Source organism: Pedobacter nototheniae (assembly GCF_004335085.1).
Lineage (GTDB): Bacteria > Bacteroidota > Bacteroidia > Sphingobacteriales > Sphingobacteriaceae > Pedobacter > Pedobacter nototheniae.
On the sequence record NZ_RQRS01000029.1, the window covers coordinates 1 to 17,232 of the forward strand.

Sequence of the window (17,232 nt, forward strand, 5' to 3'; positions counted from 1 at the left end):
TATGGTACAATAGGAAAAGAAGACATTCGGCACTTGATTACAGAACCCCAGTTCAGGTTGAAAGAGCAATGCTGAAAAATAAAACAGAAGCGGCATAAAATGTCTCCACTTTTATATTGCAATTCCACTATCGTGCAAAACAGAATAGCTCGCCCCAAAATGGTTGAGGATTTTGACTAGAGAAACGATAGTAGCTTTTCCCCTTGCTCTAATGATATGTAAGCCTTTGTATTCCTCAGGAAGTTTGGATTTGATATAATTGAAAGCAGTATATTCGGTGTCACCTTCAACCACAAGCACCTTTCCGCCAAAAAGAAATTCCGCCACATATGGATCACAGATATTCAATAATTTCAGATTTTCTTTGTCGCCATCATCGAGTTTTGCTTTATCCGGACGAAAGATTGTCGTTCCTTCCACATCGCCTTCCGCATTACGCTCTACACGTATAATAGTGGTATTGTCCCTTGAAAAATCAATAAAAATTGGAGAATGAGTGGTTACCATCACCTGCCAATTCCCAAACCCCGGCAAATCGTACAGAACCTTGCAAGCTTCTCTAATTGCGTTTGGATGTAAGCATATCTCAGGTTCGTCAATAAGTAATATATGTGGTCGAGTTGGCACATCATCAGCCATTTTCGGCCTTGTCGTTTCCGAGATATATTTAAGAGCTGTCCAAAGAAGAGTTCTTCTTGCTCCACTCCCTTGTTTGTCTATCGTACTCATATATCCATCCATAGGACCCATCAAAAGATCAGCGGTCCACTTGAAAAGGACAGACTCAGACTTACTATCTGGCTGCGCGTCAAAATTTATTTTATAATTGGGAAATACCTTATCTATTAACTTGCTCAGCTCGTCATTTGCAGAATCAATCTGGCCACGAGTATCCTTGATCACTTTATTCTGAACTACTTCTATGGCATCAAGCATCTTGTGATACTCATTTTTCTGCTCTTCGGTTTTCAACTGGTTTACCTTTTCCAAAATGCCGGCCATCAGGAGTTTTTTTATTGCCTCAGCCTGATCTTCAGGTTTACTGAACGCATCAACCTTGTGCGGCTCAGGCCTTCGTGTATTTGCTACCCCTGCCGGACCAAAGGGCGCCTTTGTTGTATGCCAGTCTCCTGCCGTGACATCCCAGCCACGTCTTATCGGAGCGCCGACATTAGCCCAGGTCCATTTCTCCTTTACCAAAAGCTCACCATTCTCGGTTACATCCACCCACTGTTTTCCAACACGCTCTTCATAGACGATAGTATGTAGTTCGATTTCGGGAAGGTTTTCCGGATTAATAAAGTTATTGGGGAAATCATCCTGTTTAATCTTTGCCTCATTAGAGCCTTCTGACATAACCAGTTCGTAGGCTCGAAGAAGGGAACTTTTGCCGGCATTATTTGACCCCACCAATACGACAATATCATTGAGATCTATGTGCACTGCTTTAGGCCCAATACACCTGAAATTCTTCACGATCAATTTTACTAACCGTGGATTTTGCATATTTGCTATAATCTCATTTTCTTCGTCACTTACACTAGTCTTAACAACTTTGGTCTCTTTAGATTTTGCCATGGTTTAATTTTTATTGGCAAATTAGGTATTAGAAATTCTCATATTGTACGGGAAACCGTAAATACACAATGTTGAGTAACTGAATACTTGGCTACTCGTTCCGCATAGCCGCATTCTAAACTAAATATTAATGATCAAATCTTTTTCATAGCCATTATACTCCTCATTCAAATAGCCATGTGGATTACAGATAATTTCAGTGTTACCAATAGTATATCTAGTAGGCGTGTGGATATGGCCATGAATCCAATACAAAGGCTGATGCTCCAAAATCACATCTTCAAGGTTTGAAGCATAGGCAGATGACAAGATATCATCTCTATAAAGCTCGGGTATTGATTGCAGGCTAGGTGCATGATGGGTAATTACCACATTCTTATAACCGCGTGATTCTTTAAGACTTTTTTGTAGCCAAGATTTTGATTTCTGGTGAATCTGATAGGTATCTATTGTTCTTAACTTTGAATAAGCTGGATCTATGCGTATCTGCACATAATCGTTCATTTTGGCTTGACAAATAATGCCAGACTCCACAGGATTTCCATATAAGGAAAAATCCGTCCACATAGTTGCACCGTGGAACCTTATGCCCTCAAACTCAACCATATTATTTTCAAGGACATTTACATTTGAGTTTTTGGATGCTTCAAGTATTTTGTTGAGTGTCTTCGGGTATGATCCCTTGTAATATTCGTGATTACCCAATAAATATATTACCGGTTTATCAGGGATGTTTCGCTTTACCCATTCTATTCCTTTTGTCCCCAGGTTTGTATCTCCAGCCAGGATAATGAGATCAGCATTGCTAAAATCCAAATCTGAGATTCCAAATTCTTGATGTAGGTCGCTAATTATCTTTATTTTCATTTCTTTAGTTGATAACATTCGAATATATTATGGTTTTTCAGACAGAAATTGTTCCTAACGTTTTTACAAAAAAGGATGACTGCATTCGATGTATGATGATTGTTATTTCAAACTTAATCAACATAAATGATTGAAATAACAATCATTTAGCTAATCACTGTTTATCTAAAAAATCAATTGGCTTATAAGTAATTAGGTATAATAGGTGCATTGACACGCAAATTCGGTTTACCGAAACGGAGAATTGCGGCGATCATCGCCGAAAACTCCCATTTTCGTAAACCAAAATCCAGCTGGTATGAATAAACCTTAAAACAAAAAAGCAGGCAATTTATCCTCCTGAAATAAAGAAGTTATTTTACATCTCGGAACCTTTTGGTCAGTTCCTCCATACGTCCGACCAACTTTTTAAACGTTTTCGAGTCACCATAGATCATACTTTCCTGCATGGCCTTATAATCATTTTCCCAAGCTCCCAATACCTCAACCGGTGGAATAAAGCTGATATCCTGATACCCATGTTTTTCGTAACCAATTCCTCGGATCACATTGAATTTTGCCCGATGTTCCACTATTCCCTTGTATAAATCCTTATCTTGCAGCGCCTGGTTACCATGCTCAGTATCCATAATCCTATCCAGATCATATAGATGCCGCGACATTCTTTCTGTTCTTATCTTTTCAGCAGGCTTACAAAATTCCTCATGTAGGAGAAAAACCTTTTCCAAAAATGTACGCGCTGGCAGAACAGTAAGCACGCTGAACTGTTCCCCAGCTATGTTAAAATCGCCCAAAGCCTGCGAAATAATCGGGCTAATTTCCCTTTGCTCTGAAGGCTCTTTTAGCGACCTGGCACCAATCTCGATGAGTACAGCCTCTTTTAAATAACCGCCTTTTTCTAGTACAGACTCGTAATACAGCTCCAGTACCTGAGGATCCCGGTCAGATTCTGTCGTTTCAGCCACTTTTAAAGAAAACAGATCTGCAGGGATGCCCAAATCGAGCAACTCCTTTTCCAACCCGTCCCTAAATTCCCCTGAAATAAAGGCACAGGAAGCCTTGCGCAATTCTTTAATCTTGGAGTTACTCAACTCTTCCCCAAAACCCAGTACCGACCGGTCAATAACCAGATCGATATCTTCGGAAAAACGCTCGATCAGGTCCCAGGATTTACTTAAAGAAGTACCGCCTTTGAACACCAAATGATCCGACCAGGGAGTCCGGAATATCGCATACAGCGCCAAAGTTACCCACCAATCCTTTTCTATCGCATAAGCGGGAAGACCAGTCTTGTTACTGGCCAGTCCCAATAATTCTTTCTGACGTTCAGCCGTTGATTTAAGCCAGTTTATCATTTTCTATCGATTTAGAGAGTTCATTCAATATCACCGCAATCCATGCCGGTGCTAATTTAGCGTCATGTTCAATGTTCCTGTTATCTTCATCCTTCAGTACCAACTTCAAACGGTCTAGCATTTGGCTATCCACATTCTTCTGACCCAGTTCTGAAAGCGCCTGTATCACCAGCGTACTGATCTTTCCTTTAGTAGCCAGCTTCTTTGCCGTTGTAGGCTTAAAAGTAATCCGCTGCTTTCCGATCTTGATTTTCCTGGGCGCACCATCAGTCAGATAAGTAACATTCATCGGCACCTGTGTAGTCAGCCTCAGTTTATGTAAAGCAGCAGATCCTGTAGGAATAATCCTCGCATGATCACGCCTAGCAATACTTTCCGCTATCTCCTCAGTAGAAGGGTAGAGGCTACCAAAAACAGGATCTATCTTCGGATACAAATAAATTCCATGCGCAAGCCGTTCCAGTACATGATCCCTTTCAAGCCTGTACAGGCTGCTCCTGATCGCATCAGCACTACCAATATCCGAAAAGTCGGTTGGGAAAAACAGCTTTCCGCGCTTATTCTTTATTATCTTGTTAACTATCTGATTATGTGCTGAATATTTCATATTAAAATGAATTATTTTGCCACAAATTTATGAAATATTTGTGACACTTTATACTAGCTTTTTTTGGCTCATAAGAAGAATGATTGACGTATAGGAATAAGTCATGGCCCATCAAAGATGGGCCATGACTATACAGCAAGTGCCTTTTATACTGTTTACCGAATGGCAACTTTGTTGCCATTCGGTAAACAGTAAGCGAATAAAGGGCACAGAGATCCCTTTAAAAAGGCCTATTTTTTAAAATTTTTGGATTTTCTTCGAAGATTATCAAAGATAAAAACAAAATATAAATAATCAAAAAACTTGTTTATAATCAGTCACTTAAGTCTACTTACTACTCGCACTTCCTAAATCTGTTGTAAATTTGATTGGGCCCGTTTTTTCTCTTAAGTTGCCTTGCTACCATAATACCTCAAAACACTATAATTATAAAAACTCACAGTTGCCATAAAAATGTTCCCTAAAAAGATTACACCATGAACTATATTTTAATGATTTTACTCAACTAAGAAGAATCTAAATTAACATTGCTTCAATATTCAAAGCCTATAACAGCTACATAGCTAAAAAGCTTCATAACCTTCACATCACCATCATCCTCCTCTTTATCCTTCTAGAAGTTTCTTCTGTAATGCAGACATCTTAATACCAGTTTAAAAAACCATAAAAAGTAATACTATTAGTATAATAATTATTTATTTTTTAAACCCTTGTGTTAAAATTATCTGCCTAGTGTTGATACAAATACTGGCAATTACATTAAGATTGACAAGACAAATTACAACCGATTTCCGTTTACATTGAAAGCAATTTATCTAAATAGCTTCATAACTTTCATATCACCTGTATCTTCTTCCTTCTTATCTCGGTCTAACAGCTTCTCCTGTAATGCAGACATCTCAGTACCAACTTTCGTATCAATCACCTTCGCATAATGCTGGGTGGTTTTCAAGCTATTATGTCCAAGCATTTGGGATACTGTTTCAATCGGCACACCATTGGAAAGCGTAATAGTGGTTGCAAAAGTGTGCCTGGCAAGATGATAGGTAAGCACCTTAGTGATGGTACAAAGATCGGCGATCTCTTTCAGATACCCATTCACCCTCTGGTTGGTGAGCACCGGCAACGCCACTTTTCTCCATCGGCATATCCTGTGGTTTTTATATCGATCAAGAATTATTTTTGCCTCATCCAACAAGGGGATGTGACAGGGTGTTTCCGTTTTCTGCCGTTTAATGAATATCCATAAATTACCGTCATCACCCTTTGTAATCTGATCCAGGCGAAGCTGCTTCACATCTATATAAGAAAGGCCTGTGTAGCAACTGAAAATAAAAATGTCACGAACGATGTTTAAGCGCTCAAGTGGAAATTCCCTGTTTTTAATTCTATCCAACTCTTCCATATTTAGAAAAGTCCTTGCCTTAGCTTTAGCAGTATTGCGATAATTTAAAAATGGATTACCAACAATCCACCCGGCACCCAGGCAATACAGCATGATTTTTTTCAGGTGAACAATATATTTCCGGGCAGACATTGCATTATTTCCTCGATCTATTCTAAGAAATATCTCATAATCGGTGATAAATTTAAAATCCACCTTTTTAACGTTAATGTCCTGAACCTCATATTTGAGCTGAAGAAATTGTTTAACATGTCTGATGGAACTTTGATAGGTTTGAAACGTGCTATAACTGTATCCTTTACCAATCAGTTTTTCCATATTGTCATTATGCTTCTGATAAACTCTCAGCAGGCTATGGTTAGACGTATTCTTACCGGTAAGATGATCCCGTAAAATCACCGCTGTCACCTCATCTTCCTTCTCAACAAGAGAGGTATGAAACCTTCGAACTTTTGAGGCCAGCGTGTCCAGATAATCATTAAGTTCCCGGATCTCCTCGCGCAGGCCGGTACCTTTTCCTTTAAGCGCCGACCAGAAGCTGGGAATAATTTCTCTGCCGACAGAATATTCCGAATGTTTTCCCTTCACGGTAATCCGTAAATAGATGGGCATCATCTCGCCCTTGATAAAATTTTTTGGTCTTTTCAGATAGAATAAAAGATGAAAATTGTAACTCATAATGATACATTTAAAATTAAACAAATGTACATTTGAGCCAGTGAGTCATCAAGATGTTCGTCAGTCGAACGAGCTGTAAATCAATATCTTACAAAATAATCCAGCACCCGAACATTTCGGAATAATTCTGGCTTTGATGTTTCGATCAATCCACTGACCTACAGTATCTTACAAAAAATCGTCAGTTTTCGACTCACTAAAATTAACCATTCAGAATGGTCGAAAACGAGTCTTAATGTGTCATAAAAACCAAAACAAAGCCTTGAAAATCAACGATTTGTGCGGCAATGTTCTGGTTTGAATCTAAGGAAGTGGTCCCGACGAGAATCGAACTCATATCTAAAGTTTAGGAAACTTCTATTCTATCCGTTGAACTACGGGACCATGTGCAATTATCTGATTACACTACCTTCTTCAAATTTTTGAGTAGGTGCCACAAAAGTAAGTTTTCCTTCCGAATTTTCGGCCATTAAAATCATTCCTTGTGATAAAATTCCTTTGATTTCTCTAGGAGCCAAATTAATAATTATACTTACCTGAGTTCCAATAATATCCTCGGGTTTATAATGCTCAGCTATACCAGACACAACGGTGCGCTCATCAATACCAGTATTAACGGTTAACTTTAGCAATTTTTTAGTTTTTTCCACCTTTTCTGCAGCTATAATAGTTGCTACACGGATGTCCATTGCAGAGAAATCGTCAAATTGAATATTTTCTTTGGCCGGAATAGCCTCAACAGCAGCAGCACTATTACTAACTTTACTTTGGTTTAATTTCTCGATTTGGAAATCGATAGCTGAATCCTCTATTTTTTCAAACAGTAATTCTCCTTCACCAATTTCATGTCCTCTTTTTAATAGATTAACAGAACCAGCATCTTCCCATATCTGCCCACCATTTTTAAGCATTTTCATTAATTTTTCTGCTGTAAAAGGTAAAAAAGGTTCTATTAAAATCTGGATGTTAGCCGCAATTTGCAGTGCGATGTTTAAAATAGTACGAACACGATCTTCGTCTGTTTTAATGATTTTCCAAGGCTCGGTTTCCGCTAGATATTTATTACCTAAACGAGCAACATTCATAACTTCAGAAAGTGCTTCTCTAAAACGATAATTTTCAATTGAGGCTGCAATTTTAGCTGGATAAGTAGCTAAATCATCAATTACAGTCTGATCTTCTGGAGTAATGCCCATCATTGTAGGTACAACACCGTTAAAGTATTTATGAGTAAGTACCACTACACGATTTACAAAATTTCCTAAAATTGCAACCAGTTCATTGTTATTTCTTGCCTGAAAATCTTTCCAAGTGAAATCATTATCCTTAGTTTCGGGCGCAGTAGCCGTTAACACATAACGTAAAACATCTTGTTTACCTTCAAATTCTCTCAGATATTCATTAAGCCATACAGCCCAATTTTTTGAGGTTGAAATTTTCTGTCCTTCAAGGTTTAAAAATTCATTTGCCGGAACGTTATCAGCCAGAATATAATCACCATGCGCCATTAACATCGCTGGAAAAATAATGCAGTGGAAAACAATATTATCTTTTCCAATGAAATGCACCAGTTTAGTATCTTCATCTTTCCAATACTCTTCCCAACCACATTTATCGGTTTCTACATTACTGATGTAATATTCTTCAGCTTTTGGGTTCCACACATCTAATTTTGCATAATTACAAAGCTCTTTTGTTGCCGAAATATAACCGATAGGCGCATCAAACCAAACGTAAAGCACTTTGCCTTCAGCTCCACGTACAGGTACTCTAATTCCCCAGTCTAAATCGCGAGTCATTGCTCTTGGCTGCAAACCTGCATTTAACCAACTTTGGCACTGACCATAAACATTTGGTCGCCATTCTTTGTGACTCTCTATATATTCTCTTAAACGACCTTCGTACTTATCTAATGGTAAAAACCAGTTCTTAGTTTCTTTTAATACGGGTTTATTTCCTGATAAGGTGGATTTTGGATTAATTAGATCTGTAGCATTTAATGTAGAACCACAATTTTCACACTGATCGCCATAAGCATTTTCATTACCACATTTTGGGCAAGTACCTGTAATGTAACGGTCTGCAAGAAACTGTTTAGCACTTTCATCATAATACTGCTCGGTAACTTCTTCAGTAAAAACACCTTTTTTGTATAATGTTTCAAAGAAATCTGCTGCGGTATGGTGATGAGTTAAAGAAGATGTACGGTGATAAATATCGAACGAAACCCCAAATTCCTTGAAAGAATCGCCAATAATTTTATGATATTTATCTACAATTTGCTGTGGTGTAACGCCTTCTCTTTTGGCTTTTAAGGTAATGGGTACTCCATTTTCATCAGAACCGCAAATAAATTTCACATCTCTTTTGTTGGAGCGTAAATAGCGGGCATAAATATCAGCAGGAATATAAACCCCAGCTAAATGGCCAATGTGTACCGGTCCATTGGTATATGGAAGCGCCGCGGTTACTGTATATCTTTTTATTTTACTATTATCCAAAACATTTTTTATTAATTTGGCAAAGATAAGTGTTTTGAACATGATAAAGCAGCCCCAGTATTTAAAAAAAGGAGATAAAATCGCTATTGTTTGTCCAGCGAAGAAATTACCCAAGTCTATTGATTTTGGAATTAAGGTTTTAACAGACTGGGGTTTAGAAGTCATCCTAGGTAAAAGTGTTTATGCAAGTCATCATCAGTTTGCTGGAAGCGATAAACTTCGTACCGCAGATTTACAAGATTTTTTAGATGATCCATCAATTAAAGCCATTATTTGTGGAAGAGGTGGTTATGGAGCCATTCGGATTATTGATGATTTAGATTTCACCAAATTTGCTGAAAACCCCAAATGGTTTGTTGGTTTTAGTGATATTACGGTAATCCTTTCCCATATTTTTGCAACACAAAACGTTAAATCCATTCATGGTCAAATGCCTTACACATTTGAAGAAGCTACAAAACTATCTCTATTATCACTAAAGAAGGCTTTATTCGGCGAAACACAAGAATACCATTACATTAGTTCACTTAAAAATAAAGAAGGACACTGTGAGGGTATTTTAATAGGAGGCAACCTCACATTGCTAACCATGATTCAAGGGTCAGTGTCAGAAATGGATTTCAACAATAAAATTTTATTTCTGGAAGATGTTGGCGAACATGAATACTCAATAGATAGAATGTTAAGAATGCTGAAGAGAGCTGGCAAACTTAAAAACCTAAATGGACTAATTATTGGTGCCTTTAATGAAATTGAGGAAGAAAAAATTTCTTTCGGACAAACAGCCGAACAGGTAATTTGGGAAATAGTAAAGGAATACGATTATCCTATTTGCTTCAACTTCCCAACCGGGCATATTGATAATAACCTAAGTATGATTTTGGGCGCAAATATTAAATTAGAAATAGAAACAAACAACGTTAGATTTAAATATTTATAAAAATGGCAATTTTCGACTCTTTAGGCAAATATCGCAACACAGGTTTACTATTAATCCGTTTGGGTTTGGGCGTAATGTTTATTATCCATGGCTTTCCAAAAATTGCAGGTGGTATTCCAGGTTGGGAAGGACTGGGTGGCAGCATGAAATTAATAGGTATTAATTTTTTCCCTGTTTTTTGGGGATTTATGGCAGCAGCAACAGAAACTTTCGGTGGTTTTTTATTAATCGTAGGTTTATTTTTCAGACCTGCTTGCTTGTTATTATTGTTTACAATGGTTATCGCGGCTTTAGTACATTTCTCTAAAGGAGATGGAATAGGAGGGGCATCTCACGCAATAGAACTAGGAATTGTATTTATCGGTTTAACCTTTATAGGGCCAGGAAAATACAGTGTAGATAAAAGATAGGGTACTTTAATAGTGAAAAGGCAAGAATATTTTTTCACCTTTTCACTAGTGAGTTCATTCAAAATGAGATTTAATGTTCATCTCTAAAGTTTACAGAAATTTCTATAACCAGTTAAATCTTCTATGGTTACCATCCGCTGGTTTATTATTAATTTTAACTTTGATAATAAATTCAGATGGATAGGCCTTTCCTTCATAAGAAGCCGGTATCCAGTCAATTTTAAAAGGAAATTTATCCAATTCTAATCTCTGGTTTATCTTCTCATTTTTAATAAGGTAGTTTACAGTATACTTAGCTGCGCCAACTTCATCAATTGCAGCTGTTATAGTAATTGAATTGGGATCTAATGTATTTTTATCCTTATCAGGAATGGCATCCGTTGCAAGTGTACTAGCAATAGGAAAATATTGTTCTATAGATAGAATTGGCAAGCTTACTGATGCTTTAGTGTCTATTTCTGTATTTCCCGAATTTATTTTAATTGTTGCTAAAGCAAGCATTTTACTATCTACAAATAATAATTTCTTTGCATCATAATTATATCTTGCAAACAAGCTTTTATCCTTATTAAATAAATACCAGTTCCCAACACGCTTCTCATTAACATAGTTTCCTCTTAGAAGAACTAAAGATCCATCCTTAATTTCATATAAGCCATTAAGGGCATTATTAATCGTTTGATAAATCAGTTTTGATCCATCAGGAAGATCAAATTTTTTCTCTTGAAGATTTTGCGCATGCAAAAAACAAGAGTAAAATAAAATTAATAACGTTAATAGTTTTTTCATATCAAAAAAAATTTAGTAATACTAATAATATAGATGATTCAAACTGCAATTGCTTGAATGATAAATTAATTTTTAATTACGAATAGTTGTTAACTGTTTCACACAGAAAATAAATTATAACAATAAAAAAGAGAGCATTATGCTCTCTTTTTCTTATAAATATACAAAATCTTTAATTCTATCTTGATCCTTTATATTTAACTACTAACGATACTTCTCTTGGAGCAGTAGTTTGATTCCAGTCAAAGTTTAAAGTAAACGTCTTAGTTGTAGGGTCGTATTTATTATCTTTACCCGGAATGTTCTTAAGTGTGGCATTCCCTAAAGACTTCATAGTTACCAAATTAGTTGCTGGGTCAATAACAGCCTGAAGGTTATCAATACCTGCAATACCTGAAGCACCACCTTGCCATCTTAAATTAGCAATCTCTACGGTAGTACCGTTAATAGAGGTTAAGGTAATATCTGGGTTTCCAGCCATGCTACCATTTAAGGCATCACCCACCGTTGGAACACCAGGTGCACTATATCTCTGTACTGCACTACCTGCTTGCATTGAATATATACCATCCCAAGCATTTTTTGCGGCTACATTTAACAAAATGGTTCCGAAATTTTTACTTATACCTGCATAGTTAGTACTTGTAATACTTAGAGGAAGTGCATATTTGGCAGCAAAGTTAAATGAGCTTGTTTTATATACAACCTTAACCGTTGCCGTATTTTGCCCCGCAGGAATGGTTACCGTTGGATTAGAAATTGTGTACAATGAGCTTGGTAATTCTACATAAGGTACATAAGAAGCAACATTCGATTTTGATGCATTAAATTCTGTAACGGCAGAGCCTTTTGTCCCGATATTAACAGTTACATCTTGAGGAGCAGCAGCTGGTCCTGTTAATTGAACAGTGTAAGTTGCTTCAAAAGTTGCACCAGAAGCATAAGCAACTGGAAATACAGTATAAATAGCACCCTCAGGAGATTCTGAAGAGGGGGCACCAGGGTTTTTAAACTCAACTACAGGCACACTTCCAGAAGGATTAATGTAGTCAAATTTATTCTTTAAGCAAGATGACAAAATAGTTGTCATGATTGCTCCTGTGATGAATAATTTATATATTTTCATTTTTTTGAAATTTAATATTGTGGTTACTATTTCGCATAAAATATTTTAGTGGTATAAGCACTAACACCTTTAGGAACGTTTTCAGAGTTAACCTGAAATTCAATAGCTGGGTAAAGAACTCTAGTTGGTAATTTATCTACCGCTGGCGCACCCGATTTTAATGATGCAAAAGTAGCTGTAGCTGTAGTAGAGCCAGCAGAAATTGTAGGGTAGCCCGTTCTTTTGTACTCGTTAAAGCCTTCCTCGCTATTAATCATATTTACAGCAATATATTTTTGCGTAATTATAGCCTCTAATTTCTGTGCATCGCTTGCTGCTAAGGTCCAGTTTACTAAAGGGCTAGTTGCGTTTGCTGTTATATAGTTGTTTTTTAAAGTAGTTGCAGGATTTGTATTGAAATATACGTTAGCCGCATTCTTATACAGATATGTATAGGAAGCAGTTATACCATTTTCAAATAAAGCCTGTGTAGATCCTGATAAAGCAGGAAGAATACCTACGCTACCCAAAGATGCTTCAGCCTGTAAAAAATAAGATTCAGAAGCTAACATTAATACAGTACCCATTGTTGCACCTTTTAAAACACCACCTACATCCGCTGCAGAGTTAGCAGTTGTACTAGTTGGTCTTGCAGATCTACCAATACCACTGTACCACCATGAACCATTCTGTCCACGTCTAACAGGTTCTACATCATAACCTAATTGATTTGTTGCAGGCGCCGTAAATGTGATCGTATTACCATTAATGGTTTGCGAAACATTAGTTCCAAATGATGCGTAAATTGCAGCACCACGAACAGCATCTGTTAATTTTGTACCATTATAGAAAGTAAGAATCCATGGGGTAGGTATATTAGATAAACCACTTGTTGCTGCAGTACCATTAATATCCCAACCATAAGTTGTCCATCTTGGATTAAACTGACTAGCAGTAGAAGCAGAATATCCAGGTTGTACAATTGCATCGTCATTTAAATACTCTGCAGAAGTAGTTGGTAAAGAAGAAATAGAGGTAGTTACCCAAGCAGAAAGGTCTGAAACATTTTTTGTACGAACCAGCATTTTTAACTTTATAGTGTTCGCAAATTGTTTCCATTTTACCAAATTAGCAGTAGCACTACCACCAAATAGTGGATCCTGTCCAGCTGTAACAGCAGTAGTTACATTGGTAATTGGTGCTGTATTCATAATTGCAATTGCAGCATTCAATTCTGTAAAACATGCTTTATATACATCAGTATACTTATCATACTTCGGACTCAAGTTATCCAATCCTTTTCCTGCGTCAGAATAAGGAACATCTCCATATTGATCTACAAGTTTTGTATATAGAAAACTTTTCATGATACGAGCCATTGCATTATAATATTTCAATGGTCCATCAGCAGTAGTATTATTAATTACAAAGTTTAACTGGTTAATACCAGAAAAGGTATTGGTATACATCGCAGCATAATCTGCGGTTGTAAAGTTATAGGTCCAAACGGTACCCCATCCACCATAACCGCCTGCATTAGCTTTATAGCCACCTGTCCATGCTCCAAAGTTATCATAACTTGACATTGCTGTAGCAGATGTTACAATTGCTTGCGGCAATACGATATTGGGAACAGATGATGTTGGATTATTTGTATTTGTGTTTACATCAAGGAACTTTTTACAAGATGTGCCTGATAAAATCAAGGTTCCTACAATGAATATATTAAATAATTTTCTCATGTTTTTTTCAATTAGAATGTTACTGAAACTGAACCTCCAAAGAAGCGGGTTGGAGGCGTTTGTGCTAAAGTGGTAATACCGATAGCATTATTTCCTAAAATATAATCCGGATCTGTGTAAAGGTTTTCTTTTGGTACGAATAAGAATAAGTTTCTACCTTGAGCAGCAATATTTATTCCTTTTACTACTTTCATGTTGCCTAACCATTTTTTAGGAAGATCCCACGAAAGACTTATCTCACGAATTTTCCAATAAGCACCGCTATAAACATAGTTAGAAGCAATACCAGTATTATAAGCTGAAGAAGGCCAGAAACCCGCACCACCATCTCTAACGGTAATGTTATTGTTGGCAACGTATTGGTTTGTAACTGGATCTAAATAAGATGAATTAGGAAAAACAAAACGCTCTCTGTTATAAGTTACAGTTCTTTCTCCAGAACCAGAGAATTCAAAACTTGTTCCTGCATCAGGAGATTGAATAACATATCCACCTCTGTACTCAGCAACAGCCGCTAATCTTAAGGTTTTATATTTAACTGAAAGGTTAAGACCCATAATATATTTTGGACTTGTATTACCTAAAAGAACACCAGATTCTGTAGCTGAAGGATAACCAGTGTTTATATCAACAATAACACGACCAAGCGCATCACGTTTGAAATCTGTTCCTCTTAACATTGGATAAGTTTGACCAGCTTCCGCAACAACTTGTGCATTACCACCTGTAGAAAGATTTAATCTAGATACTTTATCACTAATAGATTTTACTTTGTTTTCATAGTATGTAAACGTTCCACCAACGGCAAACTCCCAGTCAGTATTACGGTAAGCAATAACATTTAAGCTGTTTTCTGAACCGAAGTTGGTTACATCTCCAGTATTTGTTAAATAAGTAGAGAAACCAGAAGCAGATGAAATGTTTACTGGCACAATCTGGTCAGTAGTACTTGTGTAATAAAGTGTACTGCTCAAACTAATTCTGTTATCCCAAAATTCTGCATCCACACCACCTTCAAAACCTTTAGTTCTCTCAGGTTTTAAATTTGGATTAACAGCCTGGTTACCAATAGCATAACCTGGGTTATTATTATAAGGATAACCTCCAGTTTGACTAAAAGTAGTTAGCAATTGGTAAGCACCTAAGTTTACGTTACCCACAGTTGTATAACTTGCTCTAAGTTTTAACACGTTAAGGAACTTGTTATCTTTCAAAGCATCAATTGCGTTAGTAGCAATGAATGAAGCATCAACAGAAGGATAGAATAAAGATCTGTTAGCTGTAGGTAATGTAGAGAACCAGTCATTACGTGCAGTTGCGTGTAAGTACAAATAATCTTTAAAACTTAACCTCATATCACCGTAAATTGCTTGCTGATGTACAGTAGAGTTACTTTCATTACCAGTAATATTTGCTGCCGTACGTGCAGCTATATTAAATAAACCTTGGAAAGTTAAACCAGAAGCAGCAACACCAATACTTTTTGCAGTATTATTTCTTAAACTTGCGCCAAGAGTTAAATCCAATTTTAAGTCTTTAGTAATTTTCTTGTTTATGTTAGCTTGAAACTCAGTTAGTAATTGATTTGAAAACGATTCGCCATCAGAAACACTACCAGCAATATCATTATTTTTTAATGATGATAAGCCTAGTCCCTTTGTATAAGCTGATCTTACAAATTTATCAACCCAGTTTTTATTTGATGCATTTTGTGAAGTAATGTTCACACGGTATGTAAATCTTAACCAATCTAATGGTTTATATCTTAAATCGATATTACCTGTCAAATAGTCATTTCTAACGGCTTGGCGTTGATTGTCTAATGTATAGTAAGGATTTTGATAGTATGCGTTATAATAACCATCTGGATTAGCAAATGGGTTATTTCTCCAATCTTTATAATCAGTTACTGGAATATTACTCGGAGTTTGCATAAGCTGATCATACATAGATGATGTTGCAGTGGTAACATTAGATCTATTTTGAACATAGTTAGCATTGAATGACATGCTTACTCCCTTTCCAAAGTCCCTATCGCCATTTAAACGTAAAGTAAAGCGGTTATAAGCATCTTTTGGTGTAGTACCAGTTGCATCTAAATACTGAGCTGATAAAAACGTTAATGATTTATCATCACCTGTAGACATAGAGAAATCAGTCATGTTTGTAACACCAGTATCCCAGAATTTATACTTAGAATCATTATATGCGTAAGGAACCATCTGGATTGCTCCGTTTTCAAGCGCATCACCAATTGGTCGAACTACGCCGTCAAAAGCTGGTCCATACTGTTGGTTTTCATGAGGATTATAAGTCTGTACATCAGGCTCTGTACCAGAACCAAATCTTTTTTGCAATTTAGGATAGAAACTTACCCACTCTGCATTTGTTGTTTGGCCAATTTTGTAGTTTGTTGAACCTCTTTTACCTTTTTTAGTGGTAATAACTAATGCACCATTAGATGCCTCAGAACCATAAAGTGCTGCTGCACCACCACCGTTTAATACCTGAAGATCTTCAATATCATCAGGATTAAGGTTTCCAAGAATAGAGCTTGGAACAATAACATTATCAACAACAACTAACGCAGTGTTGTTACCTAATAATGAACGGTTACCTCTTAAAACTAAACGATAAGATGGGTTTACACCGCTTCCTACAACATTTAATTGTAAACCAGCTACTTTACCACTTAAAGCCGCTGCAACGTTTGTTGGTTTAGCTTGAGTAAGTAATTCCGCTTTAATAGTTGTAGAAGCTGTACCTAATTGAGCTTTAGTAGCAGATAGACCTCCAGCTGTTACAACAACCTCGTTTAATGATTTTGTATCAGACACTAAAGAAACTGATACATTTCCTGAAGTGATAGCAACTTCTTTAGTTGCATACCCTAAGTAAGAAAAAATTAGTGTTTTTCCATTTGATGGTACTTTTAGCGAGAACTTTCCGTCGCCACTGGTTTGCGTACCGAGGTTTGATACCTCTTTAACTTTAACAGAAACGCCAGGGATTGGTAGTCCGTCTTCCTGTGCTGTAACCGTACCAGTTACAGTTCTTTCTTGAGCAAAGGCAGAAAATGCACAAAGCACAAGAATGAACAAACTTTGTAGAAGTTTTTTCATAATTTGAAAATAGGTTAGTTAATGATTAATAATGATTTGCTAAAATATACTTAGTTGACTATAGAACCAAATTTATTTTAACATATTTTAACATGTTTTAACACAATATTCTCAAAAAATGCTAAAAAACATA

The 17,232-nt window shown here is 36.6% G+C and carries 12 protein-coding genes and 1 tRNA gene; 2 read left to right on the plus strand and 11 right to left on the minus strand.

The features are described 5' to 3' along the window. Nucleotides 1–111 precede the first annotated feature (111 nt). The 7 genes from EHC72_RS20060 to metG all read right to left on the minus strand — a co-directional run bounded on the left by EHC72_RS20060 (nt 112) and on the right by metG (nt 9,033). Nucleotides 112–1,578, minus strand: coding sequence for an ATP-dependent nuclease (locus EHC72_RS20060; RefSeq protein ID WP_131539507.1), 1,467 nt, complete (start codon nt 1,576–1,578; stop codon nt 112–114). A gap of 120 nt (nt 1,579–1,698) precedes the next feature. Further along, nucleotides 1,699–2,463 carry a metallophosphoesterase gene (locus EHC72_RS20065; RefSeq protein WP_246029470.1) on the minus strand — a complete coding sequence of 255 codons (765 nt, stop codon included), beginning with the start codon at nt 2,461–2,463 and terminating at the stop codon, nt 1,699–1,701. 335 nt (nt 2,464–2,798) lie between these two features. Then, on the minus strand, nt 2,799–3,800 hold the full coding sequence (locus tag EHC72_RS20070; protein ID WP_131539508.1) for a nucleotidyl transferase AbiEii/AbiGii toxin family protein: 1,002 nt from the start codon (nt 3,798–3,800) through the stop codon (nt 2,799–2,801). Next, a complete protein-coding gene (locus EHC72_RS20075) occupies nt 3,784–4,407 on the minus strand; it encodes a DUF6088 family protein (protein ID WP_131539509.1) in 624 nt (207 codons plus the stop codon). The genes EHC72_RS20070 and EHC72_RS20075 overlap by 17 nt, the downstream gene beginning before the upstream one ends. Before the next feature lie 811 nt (nt 4,408–5,218). Next, nucleotides 5,219–6,490 carry a site-specific integrase gene (locus tag EHC72_RS20080; protein WP_131539510.1) on the minus strand — a complete coding sequence of 424 codons (1,272 nt, stop codon included), beginning with the start codon at nt 6,488–6,490 and terminating at the stop codon, nt 5,219–5,221. 312 nt (nt 6,491–6,802) lie between these two features. After that, nucleotides 6,803–6,874 (minus strand) — tRNA-Arg (locus tag EHC72_RS20085). Nucleotides 6,875–6,882: 8 nt separating this feature from the next. Continuing rightward, nucleotides 6,883–9,033 carry a methionine--tRNA ligase gene (gene metG, locus EHC72_RS20090; RefSeq protein WP_131539511.1) on the minus strand — a complete coding sequence of 717 codons (2,151 nt, stop codon included), beginning with the start codon at nt 9,031–9,033 and terminating at the stop codon, nt 6,883–6,885. Here metG and EHC72_RS20095 point away from each other — a divergent pair. Further along, nucleotides 9,032–9,931 (plus strand): S66 peptidase family protein, encoded by a 900-nt coding sequence (locus EHC72_RS20095; protein ID WP_131539512.1) that lies wholly within the window; start codon nt 9,032–9,034, stop codon nt 9,929–9,931. The genes metG and EHC72_RS20095 overlap by 2 nt on opposite strands. Before the next feature lie 2 nt (nt 9,932–9,933). After that, nucleotides 9,934–10,341, plus strand: a complete 408-nt coding sequence (locus EHC72_RS20100; RefSeq protein ID WP_131539513.1) for a DoxX family protein — start codon at nt 9,934–9,936, stop codon at nt 10,339–10,341. Nucleotides 10,342–10,443: 102 nt separating this feature from the next. Here EHC72_RS20100 and EHC72_RS20105 read toward each other — a convergent pair whose 3' ends face one another. The 4 genes from EHC72_RS20105 to EHC72_RS20120 all read right to left on the minus strand — a co-directional run bounded on the left by EHC72_RS20105 (nt 10,444) and on the right by EHC72_RS20120 (nt 17,099). After that, nucleotides 10,444–11,130, minus strand: coding sequence for a hypothetical protein (locus EHC72_RS20105; protein WP_131539514.1), 687 nt, complete (start codon nt 11,128–11,130; stop codon nt 10,444–10,446). Between the two features lie 178 nt (nt 11,131–11,308). After that, nucleotides 11,309–12,256, minus strand: a complete 948-nt coding sequence (locus EHC72_RS20110) for a DUF1735 domain-containing protein (RefSeq protein ID WP_131539515.1) — start codon at nt 12,254–12,256, stop codon at nt 11,309–11,311. Nucleotides 12,257–12,282: 26 nt separating this feature from the next. Next, a complete protein-coding gene (locus tag EHC72_RS20115; protein WP_131539516.1) occupies nt 12,283–13,977 on the minus strand; it encodes a SusD/RagB family nutrient-binding outer membrane lipoprotein in 1,695 nt (564 codons plus the stop codon). Nucleotides 13,978–13,988: 11 nt separating this feature from the next. Further along, nucleotides 13,989–17,099: a SusC/RagA family TonB-linked outer membrane protein gene (locus EHC72_RS20120; protein WP_165585892.1), complete on the minus strand. Its 3,111-nt coding sequence runs from the start codon at nt 17,097–17,099 to the stop codon at nt 13,989–13,991. Between the last annotated feature and the right edge of the window lie 133 nt (nt 17,100–17,232).